This window comes from Providencia sp. PROV048 (genome assembly GCF_033688165.1).
GTDB lineage: Bacteria > Pseudomonadota > Gammaproteobacteria > Enterobacterales > Enterobacteriaceae > Providencia > Providencia hangzhouensis.
On sequence record NZ_CP096360.1, the window covers coordinates 453,568 to 476,810 of the forward strand.

The window sequence follows — 23,243 nt, forward strand, 5'->3', positions numbered from 1 at the left end:
TAAATAACGATATATTATTTTTTATATAACGATATACGTCATTAACCATAAGTGGATGCAGCCTACGGGGTAGGCTATTTTTACGAACGGTTTTTCTGACGCTAACTTCTTAGCTTACTGCTTAAAGATCTTCACTTTTATATCTCGGGGTGCTGCGTAGTAAGGCGCTGATGTAACTAAGAGCGATACACCAGTTTGCGCGAATGCTTCTATTGTTTTTAAATTAATTCCACCTGCAATCGATAGCTGGCAAGGCCAGTTTTGCTGCTTGGTGAGTTCTTGTAGTTGCTGAATTTGTTCAATGGGCAGTTTATCGAGTTGTACAATATCGGCTTGCGCATTGATTGCAAGAATGGCCTGTTCGTAATCATCTGCCTCGACAATAATCATTTTTTCTGGGGCTGCTTGGCGCAATGTTTTTATATGGCTTGCCCAATCATCTGGATTTTCAAGGCATTGACGATGGTTGGTGAACAGTAAAATGCTTTCTGCGCTACCCGCTCGATGAATAATAGCGCCCCCTGCCAAAATCGCAGTTAAGGCAAGAGGCTTGGTATGAGGAATAGTTTTTCGAGTACACGCAAGCTGCCCATCCGGTTGATATTGGCGCAAAATACTGACCATTTGCTGAGTGTAGTGGCTGACACCACTACACCATTCAAGCACGTTTTGCACCGCTTTCCAGCCTTGATGCAAGGCTTCAATCGGCCCAGTGGCAGAAATTAAAACACTTTGCGGCTCAACAAGTTGGCCATCTTGAAAGTGGCAATCACAAGTGATCCCCAGTTTCTCTAGCATGCGTTTGGCGATAATCAGCCCACTGATACAACCTCCGAATTTGGATGTAAAGGTTATTACACCCATTTGAGAGTGCAAGCCGAGTGCCCGTGTGGTGAGGTCACCGTATTGAATGTCATCTAGCAGTAGTTGGTCGATTAATGTATCGGGTAGGTAAATCATAATGTCAGTTCCGATTCATCAACCACATCCCAAGATACCATCGCCCAATCTCTGGATGGATAAGGAATTGTTTTACCTAAAGCCGTTTGTTCATCATAGTACTTACGTAAGATAGCGGTTTCTTCTGGTGTGATATTTTTAAGAGACCAATTGACGCTGTCAGCGAAAGTGTCAAAGCTATCAAACCCACCTTTCTTAGGACTTTTGATAAAATCAACGCGCGCATTAATGCCCATTTGATGCAAAATATTCACGGCGTAAATGTAGGTTGGCAAACGAATAACTTCGCGGCCTATCTTGCGAATAATGTGTTCATCAATAAATGTTGGGTTGATGGTATGAGTGGTGTAAACCCGTAATTTTGTTTGGCGATTGAGCTTGAGTAAAGCGGCTTTTAAATCATCAACGAGTGTTGAACGCGATGCCACTGAAATATCCACTTTTGGCAATGAACTCCAATCATCTTCCCATGCGAGTACTTCAAAGCGTGCATGGTGAATAGCGAGTTCTTTTGCGCGCAGTTCAGCCATCTCAAGCATGCCACGACTATAATCAATACCAATAACATCTTTGAATTCATTCGCAAGACACAGACTGATGGAGCCAGGGCCGCAGCCCACATCAAGCAGTGTTTCAGCACCTGTTAAATCCATTAATTTGCGAAACTGGACTAAATATGGGTCATTGGGGTTAGCGCAAGTTTGCGCCATTTGTTGTGCTTTTTTATCCCAATGTTCCGGTTCTTTACGGCTTCGTTGAGCTTGTTGCATATGTTGCTGGTACATTTTTGCAAAATCGATTTGATTGATTAACATGGCTTCTGACCTTAACTAGAAAACGCTGATGGAAACTGAAAGTGAGATTGAATGCTATGTTTATCCACATTATAGAGGTCTGCTAAGTTAGTAAGTGTTAACATACATTTAGATAATCCTTGCCTTGCTTTGTGGTGCTTATCGAGCAAAATAACATTATCAGCGATAGCAGCGGCATGCTGTGGATGGTGAGTTGACATCAAAATTGTCATACCGCGAGATTTTAATTTTTCTATTTGCTCAAGTAGGCGAATTTGATTACCAAAATCAAGGCTAGCGGCAGGTTCATCCATAATTAGAAGTAATGGTTTTTGTATTAAAGCCCTTGCTATCAATACTAATTGCTTTTCTCCTCCACTAAGCGTGCTGTATAGGCGTGATGCTAAATGTGAGATATTCAGATGCTTGAGTTGTTGATAGGCTAAATTTTTTTCTGTTTCTTTAGGAACCGAAAATAATGAAATATGCGGTGTTAAGCCCATCATAACCATATCAAGTACCGTGAAGGTAAAGGGGGTATCATGAGCTTGGGGAACATAGGCGACAGTTTTGGCGATTTCGCGTGGTTTAAGGTTCTTAATCTCTTGCCCATTGAGCCATACCTTACCTTTAATTGCCGGTAATAGTCCCAGTAAAGTTTTCATTAACGTGGTTTTACCGCAGCCGTTGGCGCCTAATAAGCAGCTAATCTCACCTTTAGGTAACGAAAGATTAATACCATCAATGATTGATATGTCATGATAACCAATAGCGACCTCTTGCAAAGACAAAATACTCATTTCACCCGCCTTGTCTGTAACAAAATAGCCAAAAAGAAGGGGGCGCCAATTGCGGAGGTTAAAATGCCTATGGGTAATTCAATTGCCGCAATAGTCCGTGCTAAGGTATCTGTAATGAGTAATAAAATAGCACCAATTGCCAGTGATGCAGGGAGCTGATAGCGAAAGTTAGCGCCCACTATCATTCGAGTGATATGTGGCACAATCAAGCCTATCCAGCCAATAATTCCCGCAATAGAAACCGCACTTGCCGTGAGTAAAGTGGCACAAACAATGAAGATAGCACGAGTTAAACTGACATTGATCCCAAGGCTTTTGGCTTCTTCATCCGATAAACTGAGTAAATTCATTCGCCAGCGTAATAATAATAACGGAATAATACCGATAACCATCATCGGTAACACGGAGACTAGGTCAGCTTGGGTAATCGATGACAATCCACCTAACAACCAAAATGTGATGGAAGGCAGTTGAGTGTAGGGATCGGCAAGAATTTTCATTAAGGAGATGGCAGAACCACATAGTGCACTGATGGCAACACCGACCAGCACCAAGGATAAAACAGGATCATGCTGCCGCGCTAATCGAGCAATAAAACAGACTAAGGAGACGGTGATTAGCCCACCAATAAATGCGCTCAGTTGAATGTAAAATAAGGATTGGCCAAAGAAAATACCGATAACAGCACCCACGCCAGCACCGGCGGAAACGCCTAAAATATCAGGGGAAACTAATGGGTTACGGAACATACCTTGGTAAGCCGCTCCTGCAATAGCCAGACCTCCACCAATGACAATAGCGGCTAACGTGCGAGGAAATCGTATTTGCCAGAAAATAGTTTCATGGCGCGGGTTGCTCAACTCGCTATGAGAAGATAACTGGCTGACAAATAGATGATAAAGCTCATTGAATGTAAGTGAGTACTTACCACTTATTAAGGCGATAATAAAACTTATTAATAAAATGATGATTAATAAAAAGGATCTTCTCCCTTGTCTCAGTACATCATTCATGATTTTTCCATGAGCAACTCAACTTGCTGTGCCGTTAATGATGAATGGTAGAAATGAGTAAAAAACTCAGCGATATCATGCTTAATATTCGCAGCAATATTTTTATCAAAATGGCTTTGTAGGCGCCTCATTCCCAATAGGCGGTTAACCCCTGGAGGCCCATCTAACCAACCAAATGGCATGCCACTAAATAGTAATAATTGGTTGTTGGCAATGGCATCAAGGCCTCTCCATAATGCGGAATTTGTCATTAATTCAATGGATTCGTCATATTGAGTTATAATGATGTCAGGGTTCCATTGATATAATTGCTCCATAGAAACCGTAGTCAGACCATGGAAATTAGGAATATCAACCACATTACGTAACCCGAGCATTTCAATCGCTTCAGTATGAATTGAGCCTTTAGCGCCAGTTTCTAAACCTTTTGCTCCTCTTGCAAGGTAAAAACTCAGCGATTTTTGTTGGTTTTGATTGGCAAATAAAGTGGCATCATTAATATAGCGTTGAGCGAGTTGGCTCAATGTTTGAGCCTGCGGGATAACGCCTAATATTTCACCTAGTTGTGTAAGTTGTTGAGGTGAATCTTTTAACCCGCCGGCGATTAATAAATAAGGTACATGAGTTTGTTTGGCGACCTTTTCCGCTTGTGAGCGATAAGTTTCGTCAATGTTTCCAGTATCAATGATCAAATCTGGGCTATAAGACAGCAGCTGCTCAAGAGAAAGGGTGCTCCCACGGCCTGCTAAGCGGCCATAAACAGGCAGCTCAAGCCATTGTGGTGCAAAAAGGCCGGTTTGCCCTTTTTTCAGCGAAATAGAGGCGAAACCCACCATCTTTTCAGGAGCTAATGCGAACATCAGTAAGTCGGAAGGAGGACCTGAACTGATGACTCGGTGAATATTTTCTGGTGCTGGGAGTTTTCCAAATATGGCCGCTTCGACGGCTAGGCGAGTTTGTGCAAAGCTCGGCAAGCTGTAAAAAATAGCCAGTGCTGCACTGGATTTAAGGAACTGCCTACGATTGATTGCCATAATCTAATTTTATTGCTTCGTTATGATAATAATTATATAACGCGAAAATTAGCGGAGTCATGATAGAGAGTCAACTATAAAAGTTGCCGTGCTCAGAAAATTCGATGTTTATATGATGTAAATCAGTAACAAAGATTGCTATCCATTAATAGATAGCAGAACATAGTTATCGTTAACGAATTGGATATCGCTTTGAACTTATGAAGAAAAAAAGACCTTCTCTGCAGGATGTTGCCGACCAAGTTGGCGTCACAAAAATGACGGTGAGCCGTTTTTTACGAAACCCAGAGCAGGTTTCAGAAGCTTTGCGCGATAAAATTGCTCAGGCGGTGGAGGCTTCCGGGTATATTCCAAATAAGGCGCCCGATATTTTATCGAATTCAACCAGCCATGCCATTGGGGTATTGCTCCCATCTTTAACTAACCAAGTTTTTGCCGAAGTCATCCGTGGAATTGAAGCAGTGACGGACCGTCATGGTTACCAAACCATGCTTGCTCACTATGGTTATTTAGCAGAAAAAGAAGAAGAGCGGCTGACCTCGCTACTTTCTTATAATATTGATGGTGTGATTTTAGCCGAACGAACACATACTGAACGCACGTTACGTATGCTGAAAACTGCGGGGATCCCCGTTGTTGAGATTATGGATAGCGTTTCACCTTGCCTAGATATCGCAGTGGGTATCGATAACTTTGAAGCTTCCCGCCAAATGACCCAAGCGATGATTGAGCGTGGCTGCCGTAAAGTTGTGTATTTAGGGGCAAGGCATGATGAGCGTACTTTTATTCGTTTAAAGGGTTATGAGCAGGCCATGCTCGATGCAAATCTTGAGCCTCGTAATGTGATGACACAAGCGAGTTCGTCATATTCGCTAGGTGCCCAACTACTGCACGATTGCCGCGCTAAATACCCAGATACCGACGGTTTATTTTGTACCAATGATGATTTGGCGATAGGGGCGATTTTTGAGTGTCAACGTCTAGGGATTCAAATCCCACAAGACCTTGCTATTTCAGGTTTTCATGGCCATGACGTAGGGCAAGTGATGACGCCAAAACTGGCAAGTATTTTGACGCCAAGGGACCAAATGGGGCGCAAGGCGGCGGAAGTTTTGTTGGCGAGAATGTCTGGTAAGAAGCTTGTCGAGACGCATTTTGATGTGGGGTTTTGTGTCCTTACTGGCGAAAGTATCTAATTATTCCTCGTCATACTTCGCGCTGTCGCGTTGTTGCCTGTACTCGCCAACCCTAGTCACATACTTATGTATGCTCCTAGGGCTTGACTCGCTTGGCGCCTAGCGACAACACGAACTATTTAGAGGTATGCTTTAAGGGGAGTAATAAAGTTTAAATATACTTTTTGTTTTTTGTTTCTATATTGATTGCGAGTTTTACTTTGTCTTTCACCTGCCTCTTCTGAAGTCAGTTTGAGAGTATCATCACAGATCTGTTTTCTTCTTCACCAATTTGATTGCTAAATAAATCCTCACTGATGATAATGTTACCCGTAACTTGTTACCGGTAACAAATACCGGTTTTTAACTAAAGCCAGGACAATAGTGAATATCTGAGGAGTTTCCTATGAATGATACCCAAAAACAAAACTATACATTTGTACTAATGGGGGTATCGGGTAGTGGTAAGTCTGCTGTTGCCACAGGTGTCGCACAGCAACTGCAAGCTGCCTTCCTTGATGGTGACTTTCTTCACCCTAAATCAAATATTTTAAAAATGGCATCGGGTCATGCATTAAATGATGATGACCGTAAACCTTGGTTAGTTGCATTGAACAATGCCATTTTTGCAATGCAAAGAACAAATAGGGTATCTCTGGTGGTGAGTTCCGCATTGAAAAAAAGCTATCGAGATATCTTAAGAGAGGGGAACCACAACCTCTATTTTATTTACCTAAAAGGTGATGCGGTTGTTATTGAAGAAAGATTGAAAGCACGTAAAGGGCATTTCTTTAAACCTGAAATGCTGAAATCGCAATTTGATGCCTTGCAAGAACCTGGTGCGGATGAACCTGATGTGCAGGTTGTTGATATTCGCCCATCCTTAGAAAACGTGATTGAAAATACGTGTTCTACTATTCGTAAGATTGTCGCTGGAGATAACTAATGAATACCCCAGAAACATTAAGCACGTTAACGCTCGTGCTGACGGCGGTTGGCTCGGTCGTTTTACTGCTCTTTTTAGTGATGTATGCTCGTTTACACGCATTTGTCGCACTCATGATCGTTTCTATTGGTGCAGGTTTGTTTTCTGGTATGCCAGTACAACAGATCACTGAAACCATGCAAAAAGGAATGGCGGGAACCTTAGGATTCCTTGCTATCGTAGTCGCTCTCGGAGCAATGTTCGGTAAAATTCTGCATGAAACAGGTGCTTTAGATCAGATTGCGAATAAGCTACTGAATCTGTTTGGTGAAAAAAATGCGCATTATGCAGTGGGTGTCGCAGGGTTGATTTGTGCACTACCACTCTTCTTTGATGTGGCGATTGTTTTGTTAATCGGTGTGGTGTTTGCGGTAGCGAACCGCACTGGGCATAACGTTGTTCGCCTTGCTATACCATTATTTGCAGGGGTTGCCGCTGCGGCTGCGTTCTTATTACCGGGGCCAACACCAATGTTGGTTGCATCACAAATGGGTGCAGATTATGGCTGGATGATTTTAATTGGGCTATGTGCTGCTATCCCTGGCATGATTTTAGCGGGACCTTTATTTGGTAAATTTATCAGTAACTTTGTTCATATTGATATTCCAGCAGATTACCAAGCGCCAAATACAGAACATGGCAGAATGCCAAGCTTTGGATTTAGCTTGTGTTTAGTGCTTTTCCCATTGGTATTAGTGGGTTTAAAAACCATCGGAACACATTTAGTTGAAAAAGGAACCACGCTTGAGCATTGGTTAGAGTTTATCGGTCACCCTTTCACCGCATTACTGTTAGCGTGTTTACTGGCGATTTATGGCCTAGGTTTCCGTTATGGTATGGATAAAGAAAAAGTCATGGCGATTTGTTCTGCAGCGATTCAACCCGCTGGGATCATTTTACTGGTAACGGGTGCTGGTGGCGTATTTAAACAAATTTTAGTGGATTCAGGTGTTGGCCCTGCGCTAGGTGATTCTTTAATTGGTGCTGGTTTACCGATTGCGGTTGCTTGCTTTGTATTAGCAGGAGCAGTACGTGTTATTCAAGGCTCTGCAACGGTTGCATGTTTAACTGCAGTAGGCTTAGTACTCCCAGTTATCAGTGAGTTAGGTTACTCAGGAGCACAGCTGGCAGCATTAGCTATCTGTATTTCTGGCGGTTCATTGATCTTAAGCCACGTGAATGACTCTGGTTTCTGGTTATATGGAAAATTCACTGGTGCGACAGAAGCGCAAACGCTAAAAACATGGACGGTAATGGAAACTATCCTTGGTACGACAGGGGCAATTGTTGGTATGGTGTTCTTTATGTTCTTGTAATACGGTTCATAAAAACACACCAAAGTTAAATTCATTGAATTAAACGTCATCAAAGCGCCCACAATCAAGTGGGCGTTTTGCTTTATTAGCTTAAATTAATTTTAGGAATAACAATTTCATTGTGATGCTGTGGGGAGCTAATGTGTTTAGCATGACCCGGTGATAATGCAATATGCTTCGTAAAAAATGAGGTTAGTCCTAAGTCGTGAGTAGAAAAGAAAATAATTGATTTATCTAATTCAAACTCTTGCTTCATTAATTGTAAGAATGAGAGTGCATCAGAGGTCGCCATAAATGATGTCGATTCGTCTAAGAATATCATTTCAGGTTGTTTTATCAGAGTCAGAGCGAGCTGTAACTTTTGTTTTTCCCCTGTAGATGCGGCGATATCGGTGATGAGTGTATCGTCTAAGGTTTCCTTACTAATCAGTAAGGATGGGCAACATAATTTGGTAAGGTGAACAATTGTATTGTTATCGAATACACCGTAGAAATTAAAATTATCACGAATGCTGCCATGAATAAATGTTGAAATACCATTATGGTAGGCAATTTTTTCTGTTAAAAAGCATTGGGAAATTTCATCGATACCAATACCATTGATTGTAATATCCCCTGATGAGTATTCTGAAATCCCACATAATGCTTTCATTAGTGATGTCTTTCCTACGCCTGAAATACCAGTAATACCAATAACATCGCCGGGTTTGGCTTCAACATCAAGCTGATTAATAATGGTTTTACCATTAATGCTAACGTTAAGATTTTTTGCACTAAAATGTTTTATTGAATCTGTTGTTATACCATCTGCTTTGAAATGGATAAGCGGGTTGTTTTTTAACTGATCAATACTGGATTTGATATGAAATAGATGTGTTTTCACCATAAATAAGCGATTAATGGCACTTGTAATTGCACCAGAAAGTCGACTATTAATGATCATCACGGCGATAACAGAAGCCAAGCTTAGACTGCCTTCACCAATAGCCAAATAGCTAGCTACGTACATTACTATCATAGATAAAAACGTATTTACTTTGATAATTTCCATCCAATGGTGATTGGCCTCATTTAGTTTTAATTTTATTTTTTCATCTTCATTAGTTTTTATACTGATGTACTGTTTAAAATGGTTATCTCTGGCAAAACAAAGCTCATGTTTTTTTTGTTCCAATGAGTAGTACATGGCTGATTTTTCATAGTTTAAGGTATTCGCTCGGAGCATATTTTTATAGGAAAGAAAACGGATGTGTAGGCATAAAAAGATAAGCCCAGCGTAATAGCTCAATAGCAATAATGAATAAAAACCTAACATACCAAAAATGCAAAATGAAAATAAAATGGCTAACCCGACATCATAAATAATTTGAGGCTTAATTTCCCAAACTTGTAAGATTGATGCTTCTGCTGTTCTCACTTTAATTGAGGCACTTTTACAACTAGATTGTTTTAATAAATTAATAAAATAGCGATTAAAAGTACTGATGTTAAGCTTTATTTTTTTTGTGTTCTGTTCATGAATAATGTGTTTAATAAAAAACTCTAAGCCAATAACGACAATGAAAATAAAACTAATATATAAAAGTGAGCTTATAGATTCACTATAAACTAAGCGGGAGTTAAAAAGATTTGAATATAAAGGTAATAATAGTGCGAATACAATTAAAGGTAATGACAATAAGCTAGATTTTGGTGTTAACTTAATCAGTGATTTATATATGCTCTCTTCATTGAGTGTGTTTTCACTTGCAGAAAATGAAAACAAATGTTTATTTTCAATTAGTTGTTGTGTTATTGCTATGTCGGTTGTTAGATTAGTTAGCTGGCCTCTATGATTTTTGATGATAATATATTTCCCATCTGCTATCTCCATAATAAAGAGAGCAGGTAGCTTTTTTTCATTAAAATCTGAAATAGAAGTGTATTGATAAGTGAAAAAATCATTATTAATAAATTCATTTATATTATTTAAGATATATTTATTATCATAAGAGAGTGCTGGAGAGGAAAATGGTTCTCCTAATATCTTAAAGTATTGATTAATAACATCATGGAAACTACTTTCTTTCATTTTCTTCACTCTTTAGGAAGCAAGCGTTAACCCCTTGATTATCCTCAATAGGTTTTAAGGCTTTAATGTGTACATTAGGCGTGTTTTTTTTAATTAATACCGTGTTATAGATGGTATAGGTCATTGCTGCGTCAAAAGATATGTTATTTCCATAACTGCAATAAACATCAATAGATTTAACCTTTTTATGATCAATTAGTTTTAAGGTGTCATGGCTAAACATTAACGATGTCATGATGCCATTGCCATTGCCATTGCCATTTTTATTGTCATTATTACTATCGGTATTTATAGATGAAGACGCTTCAGTATTGTGGTTATCAATTCCTATCAATGCCGCCTTGCCTTTATTTTTTTCAGCAGCCATTGTGCTTGATAACACATTAGCTAAGAGCACAGCCATAAGTAATGTCATGGTTGCAACAGCAGCAGATAATGCAGAAATAAAACCTAACATAAGTCACCAAACGTTAAATGTAATGTTATCGCTAATTAATGCGGTTAAATAATGAAGTACTGAAATCTCTTTACTAGAGATATAGAGCATCACTGGCAAACCGTCATGTTCTGGAAGGAGCTCCGTATTTTGTTCTGGTGTAATTTGTACTGAATAATAGCGTTCTTGACTGTTCCGCTCCCTGTCACTAAAAGAATCAGCGCTGATTTTTGTAACTTTCCCGTTAATGATTTTTTTAAACCCAGGGGAGTTCACCACAATTTTGGCTGGTAGCTGTGGCGCTATAAAAGGGCGATACTTCGCTAATATTTTACCTTCAATAACCCGCGTACTTTGCTGTTTTTTAATCACCATCACTAAATTTGAGGCTTCAACATACGAACCTTTCTCTAAATCTTTTTCGATACTTAATACAATCCCGTCAGCTGGTGATAACACACTATTCGCTCTTATTTTATTGCGCAGTAATTCCATCTGACCACTGTTTTCTAATTTCTCTTTTTTTAGTCGATTAAGTAGAGTTTCATTTTCTTGTATTTCCCCGATAAGTCGTGCGGTATACTTCTTTTCTTGCAGTGAGATTTCTCGCAATAACCCTTGAGCATTTAATTCACCTGATGCTATTAGCGCGGTGGTGCGGCTGATTTCAGCATTATTATTGAGTTTTTCAATTTCAGGAGCTCTTGCATTTTTTAATAATAAGTCCTTCTTTTTCAGTATGTTAATTTGATTTTCTAGTTCGCTAGACTCTTTAATTTGTGAGATATATTTATCTCGTAAATTACTTATCTCCATGCGTAAGAGAATATGACCATAGAGTTCTCTATAGGCACTTAAAGTTTTACTTTGTAAGCCCTTTGCAAAGAAAAAATATTCAGATTCCGTATTTATGCTTCCATCAAGGATTTTATTTAACAGTTTTTTGTTTTCTTCTAATTCATTGATGCGTTCATTAGCAAAAGTAACGAGGCCGGATAAGGTTTTTTCTTGATGAAAGACATCTAAATTAGTATAGGAAAATAAAACTTGGTCTTTTTCTACCTTATCACCAGTTTTAATAGCGAACTGATTAATAAATCCAGAAGCCGGGCTCACTATTTCTAGTCGATTGGAGACTCCTGAGATAATCCCCTCTCCTGGAGAGGATATTTCTATTTTAGCTAATATAATATAACCGATAAATAATGACGTGATACCTAGAAATATTTTTAATTTTTTAGGTGCCCGGTTCAGTTTATTTAGATAACGTTTCAATTTCAGCTAACTTCCCTGTTAATTGGATATATTCCATTTTGTTTTTCATATCAGCAATCATTAATTCAGCAATGCGCCTTTCCATTGTTAACATATCAAATAGTGTGTTCACCATTTCATAGAAAGAAGATTGTGATATTTCATATTCCCTTTGTTGGCTTTTAATTATTGAGCGCATGGTCTTACGTTGTTCATGTAGCCCTGTAAGTTCAGTCGAATTTGAATTAGCGATTAATTTTAAATTTTTAATTTTAGCTGTGGATTCTTTATATTTATAATCAGCTTTTCCTTTTGTTGCTTCATACAGTTTCAGTTGAGATTTTTCATTCAGAACTTTATCAAGGTCAAAGATATTTAATTTAACCTCCATTCCCATATAAGACTCGTTACGACTTCTAACTTGATCAATAAATCGTTCTTCGGCGATAAGATTAACATTTAAGAAGGGATTTTGTTGATAAGCATTTTCTTTCATTGCATCAGCTTGCATGCGTAGCAAGTTATATTCGCTATTCTGTTGTGCATTTTCACTATCAATAATAGTTTCTTGTAATTTTTTTAATAGATTTTTTGGAACCGTTACACCTTTAGAAGGAAAGGTAATGCCTGATAAAAGCTCAATATTAGACTTATATTGCTCAATCTCTTTTTCTATATTTTGTAGCTCTGTTTCAATCCTCTGCATCAATAAAGAAGCTTGTTCAACATCACTGTATTTTGCTATGCCACTTTTATAGCGATGAGTAATAAGTTTGAAAATACTTTTAGCATTGCTATTTAAATCAGCTGTTGTTTTTGTTAGCTCATTGAGATAATAAATACCAATTAAGTTGTTAGTTGTTGAGGTGTAAAGTTCTTCTTTTTCCTTGTTTAGTGAAAGTGCTGATATTTTTAATTTTAAATTTTTTTCATTAAACCGGTGACTTAACGTAGTGTCATAGATCAATGAACTGGCAGTAATATTACTGTTAGTGCTGCCATCATGGCTTTTTATTTTTCCTGAAGCGGATATTTTTGGTAGGTAATAATAATCTGTTTGTTTTGCTCTGAGGTTTTCAGCTTCTAATTCTAACGCTTTTATTTGAACTGGATTGGAGTTTTTTAATACTCGGCCAATAAATGTTTGGAAGTTTTCTACATCTTGATTGGCTAAGCTACAAGTTGGTAGTGATAATGTTAATAATAAACCTAAGGTGATAGGACGCATGTGCTTACTCCATTGATAATAAAGTTAATAGTTTTTTTCTGCTCTCAATGGTATTTTCTTTTAGCCATTGTGTAGTTTGATCTATTTTTAATATTTCTTCTGAAATTTTTTCATTCTGATTGTTTTTGTTTATTTTTTCTTCTAATAAGTAGACGGCTAATTTTCTTTTCCAGTCATAGTCAGCTTCTTTTATTGATTGTAAAACCTCTAAGTGCTCTTGTGCTGTGGAGGATAAAGCCAGAAGATGTGAGGAAATATCAGTTGCTAGCTCATTGTTTTCGGTCACGGAAATCATTTTTTGCGCTATATTGATATTCACTTTCTGTAATGTGTTCAGGGTTTCTTGAATATGATTAAGTTCTTCTGAGTAGTTTGCAGATTGTTGTTGAGTTTTTTTATTTTCTTTTTGGTAAAAGAAATGAAAGAAATTCAAACTCACTAACAGTAAAACTGAAATAGAAACCCCAAGAATAGAGGTTAAGAATGCAAAGGACATTGAATTAAGTGCCATTGAGATAGATGAGATCATGGCGTTCATTTTTTCTGAGACATCACCTTCTCCTCCAAGTGATGCTGATATTGCGGTGATCATCCCTGTTAATCCAATAAATGTTCCTATTAATCCTAATGATACAGTAACGGATGCAGATAATTTCGTTTGGTTTGAGAGTAATGTATAGTTGCTTTTTTTATTTTTATTAAATAATCGATGAAATAAAAATATAACTAAAGGATAAATATAAATCCCAATCATGGTATAGCTGATTTCAGGGGCAAGTAATAGACATTGCTGAACCATTTCACGTACCGATTGTAATAAAAAACAAGCGAGAAACGTTGCGGCATAAAAAAATAATCCAAGATAATACATGTTATTTGTAATCCCAATAAATGCATGAATTCCAACCTGGGCAATATTCACTTGTTCCTTGTTTTAGAACAATTTCTTTATTAATTCCCAGACTCTTAATTAGTGATGCCATATAAAGAAGGTTGTAGGTGTTTTTTTCTTTACTGTGGCTGATTTTATCATTGATGTAACCACTGATAATAATTTTATTACTTTTGTTTTTAACTATTTCTTGTTTGATTAAAGAGGTTTCATTGCTTGATAAATGAATTCCACCTTTAAAATAAAGACGTTTATTTGGGATATCTATTTGTATTTTTTCAAATTTTAATTGTCCATAATTAATATGGGTTTCTGCAGTTTTCATTCCACTGAAAATAAACACCATAGAAACTAAAATAATTATACATAGTGTTCCACTTAACCCATCAACCATTGGGGCTAGTTCTTCATCAGAGTTATCATCATTTTCTTCCATATCTAATTCTTTTATTTTAGAAACAATTTTACTAATTCAGGATTATATTATAATCGCTATCGAAATGAACTCACTGGAATTGGAGCTCAAAAAAAAAGATTGTCAGACCACATTATCTTAAATGACGTTTTATTTTTAATTAAATGGATATAATCGGTTTCATTAACGGCAGCTTATGGGTATATAGCTGATAACCCCATTTATTAATATAATGATATAGAACATGACAGATAAAACTATCACAGATAAATTAAAAAACATAGAAATCCAAAAGTTTAAAGTTCAAGGGCTTGATTTAATTGTAACTAAGCCAGATGGTTCTATTGAGAACATTAAAAATGGGCTGTCTGAAGTTATTTTAGGAAATATGACATTATTGACTGAGCAGGGCGAGATTCTTACACAAGATGAAATTCTATCATCAATAACATTAAATGTCGGTGCTGATGCTATTTATATCAAAGAGCAATTGACGAGTGACATCATTGAATATACTGATAGCCAAGCCTCAAAAAAGAATAATGAGCAAATTGAAGGTGAGGAACAGCAATATGATAACCGACAAGACGATGAACAAAGTTTCAGTGAAAAACTGGCGGAGTTAAATCAAAAAAACCAACAATTAGAAAAGGCGCTTCAGACCTTGTCTTCTGAGAAAGATGAAAAAGAGGTATTACTAAGTTCGTCATTAACAAAGCTCACAGAAGCGAAAAATCAGCTAAATCAAAAAAATAAAGCAGAGAAAGCACAAGTCGAAGACAGCAACTTAACCTTTCCTTCACCATCTGCACCCGTTGTTATGCCAATAAGTTCTTCATCACCCTCTCAGCCTGCAAATAAACCATTAGCACCTTCCCAGACAGCTAAACCTATAACACAGGTTTTTATTCAAGGAAAATTAAGCGAAGAATCCGACTCAGGGAAAAGGGGGGATAATATTACGAATATTAATACACCAATATTTACTGGGGTTATCTCTCCTGATAGTCAGGGTTATCTAACGATTAATGATAACAAATATTCGATCACAACGGATAAAGATGGAAAGTGGTCATTAAAAATCACTGAACCGTTAGAAGATAAAGTATATGAATATTCATTAGTTGCTTTTTCCGGTGAAGGTAAGCCTGTGACGGTGAATGGCCAATTTGAAGTCGACACTCAGCTTGATAATCTCTCTGTTAGCCTTGATGGGCATTCGGATACCGAAACGTCGGCGGAGAGACTAACTAACAAGCAAGTTCCTACTTTTATAGGGAAAGCTGAAGCTGGTAGTACGGTAACGCTAATGATTGCAGGACAAACATTATCGGCAATTGCTGATGATAAAGGTACGTGGCGAATAACAGTCGAGAAACCATTGGCCGATGGAGTATCAAACTTCCAAGTCACTGCCGTGGATCCTGCTGGTAACCAAAAAATCATCACTGAGAGCGTTACTATCAAAACATCAAAACCAGATGCTAGTGTATTGCTTGATAACTCAACGGTTTTTTTGACCAGCAAAGTAAAGCCAACGCTTACGGGAAAAACAGATTCGAATTCCAATGTCATCGTTAAGGTAGCTGGAAAAGAGTACTTCACTAAGGCGAATGAACAGGGTGATTGGTCACTCACTATCAGTGATAACTTAGCTGATGGCTCACATATATTAAATGTTAAGGTAACAGATAGCGTAGGAAATCAGGGTGTTTTTATCCAAAGCCTGTTAGTCGACACGACGCTACCGGCTGCGACTGCGAAGCTCACCGAAAGCAGCGATTCCGGCGCCAAAGGGGACAATCTTACGCAGCACCAAGCGGTCACACTGGAAGGGATAACCAAACCGCAATCGACGGTGGTGATCCAGTTTGCGGGGCAGGAGTACAGCACCCTTGCCGATAAAGACGGGCAGTGGCAAGTGGCATTACCCGCAGTTAAGCAAGACGGTGAGTATGATTATCAAGTGAGTGTGACCGATACTGTCGGAAATATCGGGATGTCCAATGGACAATTCACTGTGGATACTCAGGTGGATAGCCTATCGGTCCACCTTAATACACTGTCTGATAGTGGCAAGGTTGGCGACCATATCACTCAAGAGTCGCGTCCGCATTTTTCAGGCAAGGCGGAAGCGGGGAGCCGTGTCGAGTTGACGATTGACGGGCAACACGTGGTCACGACAGCGGATAGCGATGGGGATTGGACTATCGTCGTACAGCAAACACTCACGGATGGCACCTATGATTATACGGTGAAAGCCACGGATGTGGCAGGCAATAGCACGGTGGTTACAGAGTCCGTGCAGATAAAAACCACATTGCAACCGACGACGTTACAACTCAATAACCAGTCTGATTTGATGACTAACCAACCGCTCCCGACATTATCCGGGCAATCCGAGCCCCACGCGACGATACAGGTTTCACTGAGTGGGGAAATTTACTCAACGGTGGCCGATGCACAGGGCGCTTGGTCGATTATGGTCACCTCGGCACTCGCGTCCGGAAGCCACTTGCTCAAGGTGCAGGTCACCGATATTGCGGGAAATAGCGAGAAAATCAGCGAAACGGTATGGGTCGACACGACGCTACCGGCTGCGACTGCGAAGCTCACCGAAAGCAGCGATTCCGGCGCCAAAGGGGACAATCTTACGCAGCACCAAGCGGTCACACTGGAAGGGATAACCAAACCGCAATCGGCGGTAGTGATCCAGTTTGCGGGGCAGGAGTACAGCACCCTTGCCGATAAAGACGGGCAGTGGCAAGTGGCATTACCCGCAGTCAATCAAGACGGTGAGTATGATTATCAAGTGAGTGTGACCGATACTGTCGGAAATATCGGGATGTCCAGCGGGCAGTTTATTGTTGATACTCAGGTGGATAGCCTATCGGTCCAACTTGATGTGCCGTCGGATAGTGGCAAGGTTGGCGACCATATCACTCAAGAGTCGCGTCCGCATTTTTCAGGTAAGGCGGAAGCGGGGAGCCGTGTCGAGTTGATGATTGACGGGCAACACGTGGTCACGACAGCGGATAGCGATGGGGATTGGACTATCGTCGTACAGCAAACACTCACGGATGGCACCTATGATTATACGGTGAAAGCCACGGATGTGGCAGGCAATAGCACGGTGGTTACAGAGTCCGTGCAGATAAAAACCACATTGCAACCGACGACGTTACAACTCAATAACCAGTCTGATTTGATGACTAACCAACCGCTCCCGACATTATCCGGGCAATCCGAGCCCCACGCGACGATACAGGTTTCACTGAGTGGGGAAATTTACTCAACGGTGGCCGATGCACAGGGCGCTTGGTCGATTATGGTCACCTCGGCACTCGCGTCCGGAAGCCACTTGCTCAAGGTGCAGGTCACCGATATTGCGGGAAATAGCGAGAAAATCAGCGAAACGGTATGGGTCGACACGACGCTACCGGCTGCGACTGCGAAGCTCACCGAAAGCAGCGACTCCGGTGCCAAAGGGAACAATCTTACGCAGCACCAAGCAGTCACTCTGGAAGGAATAACCAAACCGCAATCGGCGGTAGTGATCCAGTTTGCGGGGCAGGAGTACAGCACCCTTGCCGATAAAGACGGGCAGTGGCAAGTGGCATTACCCGCAGTAAACCAAGACGGTGAGTATGATTATCAAGTGAGTGTGACCGATACCGTCGGAAATATCGGGATGTCCAGCGGGCAGTTTATTGTTGATACTCAGGTGGATAGCCTATCGGTCCAACTTGATGTGCCGTCGGATAGTGGCAAGGTTGGCGACCATATCACTCAAGAGTCGCGTCCGCATTTTTCAGGCAAGGCGGAAGCGGGGAGCCGTGTCGAGTTGACGATTGACGGGCAACACGTGGTCACGACAGCGGATAGCGATGGGGATTGGACTATCGTCGTACAGCAAACACTCACGGATGGCACCTATGATTATACGGTGAAAGCCACGGATGTGGCAGGCAATAGCACGGTGGTTACAGAGTCCGTGCAGATAAAAACCACATTGCAACCGACGACGTTACAACTCAATAACCAGTCTGATTTGATGACTAACCAACCGCTCCCGACATTATCCGGGCAATCCGAGCCCCACGCGACGATACAGGTTTCACTGAGTGGGGAAATTTACTCAACGGTGGCCGATGCACAGGGCGCTTGGTCGATTATGGTCACCTCGGCACTCGCGTCGGGAAGCCACTTGCTCAAGGTGCAGGTCACCGATATTGCGGGAAATAGCGAGAAAATCAGCGAAACGGTATGGGTCGACACGACGCTACCGGCTGCGACTGCGAAGCTCACCGAAAGCAGCGACTCCGGTGCCAAAGGGAACAATCTTACGCAGCACCAAGCAGTCACTCTGGAAGGGATAACCAAACCGCAATCGACGGTGGTGATCCAGTTTGCGGGGCAGGAGTACAGCACCCTTGCCGATAAAGACGGGCAGTGGCAAGTGGCATTACCCGCAGTAAACCAAGACGGTGAGTATGATTATCAAGTGAGTGTGACCGATACCGTCGGAAATATCGGGATGTCCAGCGGGCAGTTTACCGTGGATAGCAATATCATGCTGATTGCACACTTAGACCCTGCGAGCCAAGACAATTCGAATGCGTTGATAACCTACTTAAAACGACCACAAATTAGTGGAGAAGCTGACCCCGAAAGTAAAATTACCGCTGAGTTTAAAGGACAAATTAAAACTGCTTACGCCGATAGCCAAGGAAAATGGTCTCTGATTTTTGATGTTGATGCGAATGAAGGCAAGGATAATCACTATAAGGTCATCGCAGAGGACGCTGCTGGTAACAAAGAGACAATTAGTCAGAGTTTTACATACCTGCCCTCATCAGTAGGATCTGGAGACATTCACCCCCCGACTTTAACCGCCACATTAGATGCTGCGTATGATAGTGGAAAGCAAGGTGACTATATCACTAATATTAAAGCGCCTAAATTTACTGGGAACGCCACGGTGGGGGCTAAAGTTAGACTGACAATTGGGAATGAAAGTTTCTCTACATTGGCAGATAAAGTCACTGGAAATTGGGAAATCCAAGTTAAAGAGCTCGCGGAAGGGAATTGCCAGTATCTTGTGACGGCGGAACACCCAATAAATGGGCAAACAAAGGATATTTCTGGGAATATTTTTATAGATACTACTGCTCCTGTATCCACAATTGAACTAAGTACAGAAACGGATACTGGAACCAAAGGAAACTTTATTACTGCACATCGTAAACCTGTATTTACAGGAAAAAGTGAGCCGGGGAGTGAAATCACTCTGGAACTAAATAATGAGTCGGTTTCGACAGTTGTTGATAACAACGGCTTTTGGAGTTTATCTTTACCCAATGAATTACCAAAAGATTTTATTGGTGATTATAAAATCGTTGTTACGGATACAGCAAATAATCAATTTGAAAAAATAGATACACTGACGATTAATTCGAGTAAACCGGAGATTACCGATGCTGCTCTGGCTTCACCTTGGAATAAAGGTAAATTTTATGGTGAGAAATCGACTAATGATTTGATGGCGACTTTTCAAGGAAAAGTAACCCCTGGTTCAAGTTTACAATTTAAGTTTAGACTGAGTAAGAAGGATGAGCATATTTTCTCCATCTCAGACATTGATAAAAATGGAAATTGGTCTTTTAGCTTACCGCCAGGTTTTCTTAAAGTGGATCGCCGTTATGACCTTGATAATTTGGTATTAATTGCAACGTCTCCAGCTGGGTTGACGACAGAAAAGGTGATTGAAGAAAAAGGGATTCAAATAAAGGATTGCGTTTTAAATGTGGCATTTCAAGTTGCGGCAGAGTCGAGTAGCACTGGGGAAGTTGATAACTCACTAAGCTCAAGTCGTTCCCCAAAGTTACAGGGAAAGATTGTAGGTTCGTCGGATAGAGATGAGCTTGCAGGGACCATTTTTATTGGTGGAAAAACTTATTCAATAGCTTTTGGTAAAAGCAGAAGCTCATGGAATTTCAAAGTCCCCGACGATGTCCAGCTTCCTTTAGGAGAAGTCCCCTATACTCTCACATTTAAAGATGTTTATGGTTCGGTAAGGGAAGTATCTTCTTCTGTATTTATCAGTGATTTCAAGTTTTACCTTGACCCAGATACAGATTCTGGCCAAATCGGTAACCACTATACCAATCATAAAAAACCCGTTTATAAAGGCAAAATAACAGCCGGTGGCACGATCTCAGCCAAAGTAAATGGTAATAGTTATCCTATTCAAGCCAATGATCAGGGAGAGTGGCGTTTCGAAGTGCCGATTAAAGGGGATGGCGCTTACCATATTAGTTTTATCCAAGACGATGGTACAGTTTCAGTTGGGCAAACAACACTTAATATCCTTACTAAGGCACCCATATTTAATCATTTTCAGGTTGCTGAGGAGCAACTTCATGCGGGTACACAAGTTGCGAATGTAACCAATCCTAAATTAGTTTTCACTTATAATGGAAATATGGATTATTACTTGATAAACGTGAATGGAAAAACGACTCGACATAATAAGCTAAAAACTAAATATAATGGCTCTAAAACAGTTTTTGCTAATGAGCTGGGATTACCTGACGGCGAGCATGTGGCAAAAATAACTGCATTTGATATCGCGGGTAATAAAACTGAGCATGAAGTAATTATTAAAGTGCTCAGTGATGAATCCGGTAAGACTGCCCCAAGTATTGAATTTGGTGTGAATGATAAACAATTAATTTCTGAGAAAGATGGCAAATTACTTTTCAACCAAAATGATTTAACACTCACGGGGACTACAAGCGTCGCAAGCCTAGTTACCATCAAAGACATAAATGGAAAAATACTTGGTACGACAAAGGCAAATAATCAGGGGAGTTGGCAGCTGAAATTACCTAGTGATGTTGTTCCTGTAGGTATTAAGGATGGTGAAAAAATTCAATTATCGGTTACGGCAAAGGATTTAGCTAATCGTGAAACGCAGTTTGAGTTTGATTTGGTATATGACATTACCCCGCCAGTATTGAATGCGGTATTAGACGAACAATCATCAAATGGCGGCACTATTCATGTTAACCAACCAACATTTAATGGAACAACCAAAGCTAATTCGGAAGTACGCTTGACGATCAATGGAAATATATATCGTACTACCGCTGATTATGATGGTAATTGGCAGATTAAATTGCCTGATAATGAAGCACTTGCTGATGGCGTGCATTTCTATGAAATAGAAGCAGTGGATGTGCTTGGACAAATAAGTCAGAACAAAGTTTCTGGTAACTTTATTGTGAAAACATTCGCCTCAGTGAGCGGAGAATTAGAAGCAGATTCAGACTCAGGTATTCAGGGGGATGACTGCACCAATGTAAATAAGCCTACATTTAGCGGAATTACCGAACCAAATGCGACAATTCGATTAGTGTTTGATAATAAAGTTACATCAATTTTTGAAGCTACCGCCGATGAGAAAGGAGAGTGGACGATTCAGGTAGATACTGAATTGAGTGACGGTCTTCATGATTATGTCATTTTTGCGATTGATAATATTAAAGGTATTAAAGGACAAGTTTCTGGGCAATTGGTTATTGATACATTAGCACCTGACTACCTTATTGGTGGTGTGGTGGACCCTACAGACTCCAGCACTAAACAGAATATTTTAACCAGTATGACGAGGCCGACTTTTGCTGGGATTGCAGAGCCTAGCACTTATTTGGAAATCACAGTTGGTCAAGAGATCTACACGAATATCCTTGTTGATAAACAAGGGGAGTGGAGCTTTACGTTAACAGAACCACTAATCGATGGGACACATGATTATCATATAAGGGTAACTGACATTGCGGGGAACTTAGGGGCAGACAATTTAACCGGAAAAATTACTGTTGATACTCAAGCGCCAGAAATTTTAGGGGGGCTAAATAACACCACTGACTCAAGCCACAAGGGCGATAATATAACGAATATCAATAAGCCAAAATTTAGTGGGGTGACAGAGGCTGAGGCAGTTATTGCGCTTGAAATTGACGGTAAAATCTATCAAGGGGTGGCGGATGAAAAAGGAAAATGGGCGATATCTGTTACTGATGCCTTGATTGATAAAACCTATGATTATCGTATTGAAGTTAAAGATGCAGTGGGAAATAGGCAGGCGCTTACAGGGCAAATGACGATTGATACTAAAGCCCCTGAGCTTGTTGGTCACTTAGATGTTATGACTGACTCTGGCGAAAAAGGCGATGATATAACTAATATTAATACGCCAAAATTCAGTGGGACAACGGAGCCAGACACTCAGGTATTTTTAACCATTGATAATCATACCTATGAACAAAAAGCGAATAAACTGGGTCAATGGGAAATATCGGTATTGAACCCATTAGCTGAAGGTGTGCATGACTATGAAATTAATGCATATGACAAAGCGGGTAATCAGGCACAGCAATCAGGAAAGGTGACTATTGATACCAAAGCCCCTAAGCTTGTTAGTGGCTTAGATGTTATGACTGACTCTGGCGAAAAAGGCGATGATATAACCAATGTAAATACGCCAAAATTCAGTGGGATAACAGAGCCAGACACTCATGTATTTTTAACCATTGATAATCATACCTATGAACAAAAAGCGAATAAACTGGGTCAATGGGAAATATCGGTATTGAACCCATTAGCTGAAGGTGTGCATGACTATGAAGTTAATGTATATGATCAGGCAGGAAATCAGGCACAGGTTAAAGGTAATCTTACTATTTATTCCGATTTGCCCGATGCAACTGTAACGCTAATAGATAATACAGGCGGTACTCAGGTGGATATCCCGCCAATAGATACCTTAGCGCTTCCATCTGATATCGAGGAACACTATTTTTAAT

Annotated in this window: 15 protein-coding genes; 4 read left to right on the top strand and 11 right to left on the bottom strand. The window is 40.1% G+C overall.

Translation table 11 applies throughout. The features are described 5' to 3' along the window. Positions 1 to 114 precede the first annotated feature (114 nt). The 5 genes from modD to M1F26_RS01995 are packed head-to-tail and all read right to left on the bottom strand — an operon-like array spanning position 115 to position 4,601. Positions 115 to 960: a ModD protein gene (gene modD / locus M1F26_RS01975; protein ID WP_140172897.1), complete on the bottom strand. Its 846-nt coding sequence runs from the start codon at positions 958 to 960 to the stop codon at positions 115 to 117. Then, positions 957 to 1,775: a class I SAM-dependent methyltransferase gene (locus M1F26_RS01980; protein WP_115166476.1), complete on the bottom strand. Its 819-nt coding sequence runs from the start codon at positions 1,773 to 1,775 to the stop codon at positions 957 to 959. Before M1F26_RS01980 ends, modD begins: the two co-directional genes overlap by 4 nt. An 11-nt stretch (positions 1,776 to 1,786) precedes the next feature. Beyond that, complete coding sequence (locus tag M1F26_RS01985) at positions 1,787 to 2,554, bottom strand: ABC transporter ATP-binding protein (protein ID WP_200129349.1); 768 nt, start codon at positions 2,552 to 2,554, stop codon at positions 1,787 to 1,789. Further along, positions 2,551 to 3,567, bottom strand: a complete 1,017-nt coding sequence (locus M1F26_RS01990) for a FecCD family ABC transporter permease (RefSeq protein ID WP_109913064.1) — start codon at positions 3,565 to 3,567, stop codon at positions 2,551 to 2,553. Before M1F26_RS01990 ends, M1F26_RS01985 begins: the two co-directional genes overlap by 4 nt. Then, complete coding sequence (locus tag M1F26_RS01995) at positions 3,564 to 4,601, bottom strand: ABC transporter substrate-binding protein (protein ID WP_115166479.1); 1,038 nt, start codon at positions 4,599 to 4,601, stop codon at positions 3,564 to 3,566. Before M1F26_RS01995 ends, M1F26_RS01990 begins: the two co-directional genes overlap by 4 nt. A 200-nt stretch (positions 4,602 to 4,801) precedes the next feature. On the opposite strand from M1F26_RS01995, the gene gntR reads away from it, so the two are divergent. The 3 genes from gntR to gntU all read left to right on the top strand — a co-directional run bounded on the left by gntR (position 4,802) and on the right by gntU (position 8,077). Further along, complete coding sequence (gene gntR, locus M1F26_RS02000) at positions 4,802 to 5,797, top strand: gluconate operon transcriptional repressor GntR (protein WP_140172899.1); 996 nt, start codon at positions 4,802 to 4,804, stop codon at positions 5,795 to 5,797. 385 nt (positions 5,798 to 6,182) lie between these two features. Then, entirely contained in the window at positions 6,183 to 6,722 is a 540-nt protein-coding gene (gene gntK / locus M1F26_RS02005; protein ID WP_004915186.1) for a gluconokinase, read from the top strand. After that, positions 6,722 to 8,077 carry a gluconate transporter gene (gene gntU, locus M1F26_RS02010; protein ID WP_004915184.1) on the top strand — a complete coding sequence of 452 codons (1,356 nt, stop codon included), beginning with the start codon at positions 6,722 to 6,724 and terminating at the stop codon, positions 8,075 to 8,077. Before gntK ends, gntU begins: the two co-directional genes overlap by 1 nt. Before the next feature lie 85 nt (positions 8,078 to 8,162). Here gntU and M1F26_RS02015 read toward each other — a convergent pair whose 3' ends face one another. Genes M1F26_RS02015 through M1F26_RS02040 form a run of 6 tightly spaced genes read right to left on the bottom strand, consistent with a single transcriptional unit; the run spans position 8,163 to position 14,394 of the window. Next, positions 8,163 to 10,148, bottom strand: coding sequence for an ATP-binding cassette domain-containing protein (locus tag M1F26_RS02015; protein WP_140172900.1), 1,986 nt, complete (start codon positions 10,146 to 10,148; stop codon positions 8,163 to 8,165). Beyond that, positions 10,135 to 10,605, bottom strand: coding sequence for a hypothetical protein (locus M1F26_RS02020; protein WP_166185359.1), 471 nt, complete (start codon positions 10,603 to 10,605; stop codon positions 10,135 to 10,137). Before M1F26_RS02020 ends, M1F26_RS02015 begins: the two co-directional genes overlap by 14 nt. A gap of 3 nt (positions 10,606 to 10,608) precedes the next feature. Beyond that, positions 10,609 to 11,859 (bottom strand): HlyD family efflux transporter periplasmic adaptor subunit, encoded by a 1,251-nt coding sequence (locus tag M1F26_RS02025; protein WP_094962843.1) that lies wholly within the window; start codon positions 11,857 to 11,859, stop codon positions 10,609 to 10,611. Next, positions 11,840 to 13,066, bottom strand: a complete 1,227-nt coding sequence (locus M1F26_RS02030; protein WP_004261227.1) for a TolC family protein — start codon at positions 13,064 to 13,066, stop codon at positions 11,840 to 11,842. The genes M1F26_RS02025 and M1F26_RS02030 overlap by 20 nt, the downstream gene beginning before the upstream one ends. A gap of 4 nt (positions 13,067 to 13,070) precedes the next feature. Beyond that, the gene (locus M1F26_RS02035; RefSeq protein ID WP_227528884.1) at positions 13,071 to 13,988 is read right to left on the bottom strand and encodes a hypothetical protein; all 918 of its coding nucleotides are present in this window, start codon (positions 13,986 to 13,988) and stop codon (positions 13,071 to 13,073) included. Continuing rightward, complete coding sequence (locus tag M1F26_RS02040) at positions 13,939 to 14,394, bottom strand: hypothetical protein (RefSeq protein ID WP_096865047.1); 456 nt, start codon at positions 14,392 to 14,394, stop codon at positions 13,939 to 13,941. The genes M1F26_RS02035 and M1F26_RS02040 overlap by 50 nt, the downstream gene beginning before the upstream one ends. 223 nt (positions 14,395 to 14,617) lie before the next feature. Here M1F26_RS02040 and M1F26_RS02045 point away from each other — a divergent pair, with 223 nt between their 5' ends. Further along, positions 14,618 to 23,242: an Ig-like domain-containing protein gene (locus M1F26_RS02045; RefSeq protein WP_215954379.1), complete on the top strand. Its 8,625-nt coding sequence runs from the start codon at positions 14,618 to 14,620 to the stop codon at positions 23,240 to 23,242. Position 23,243 lies beyond the last annotated feature (1 nt).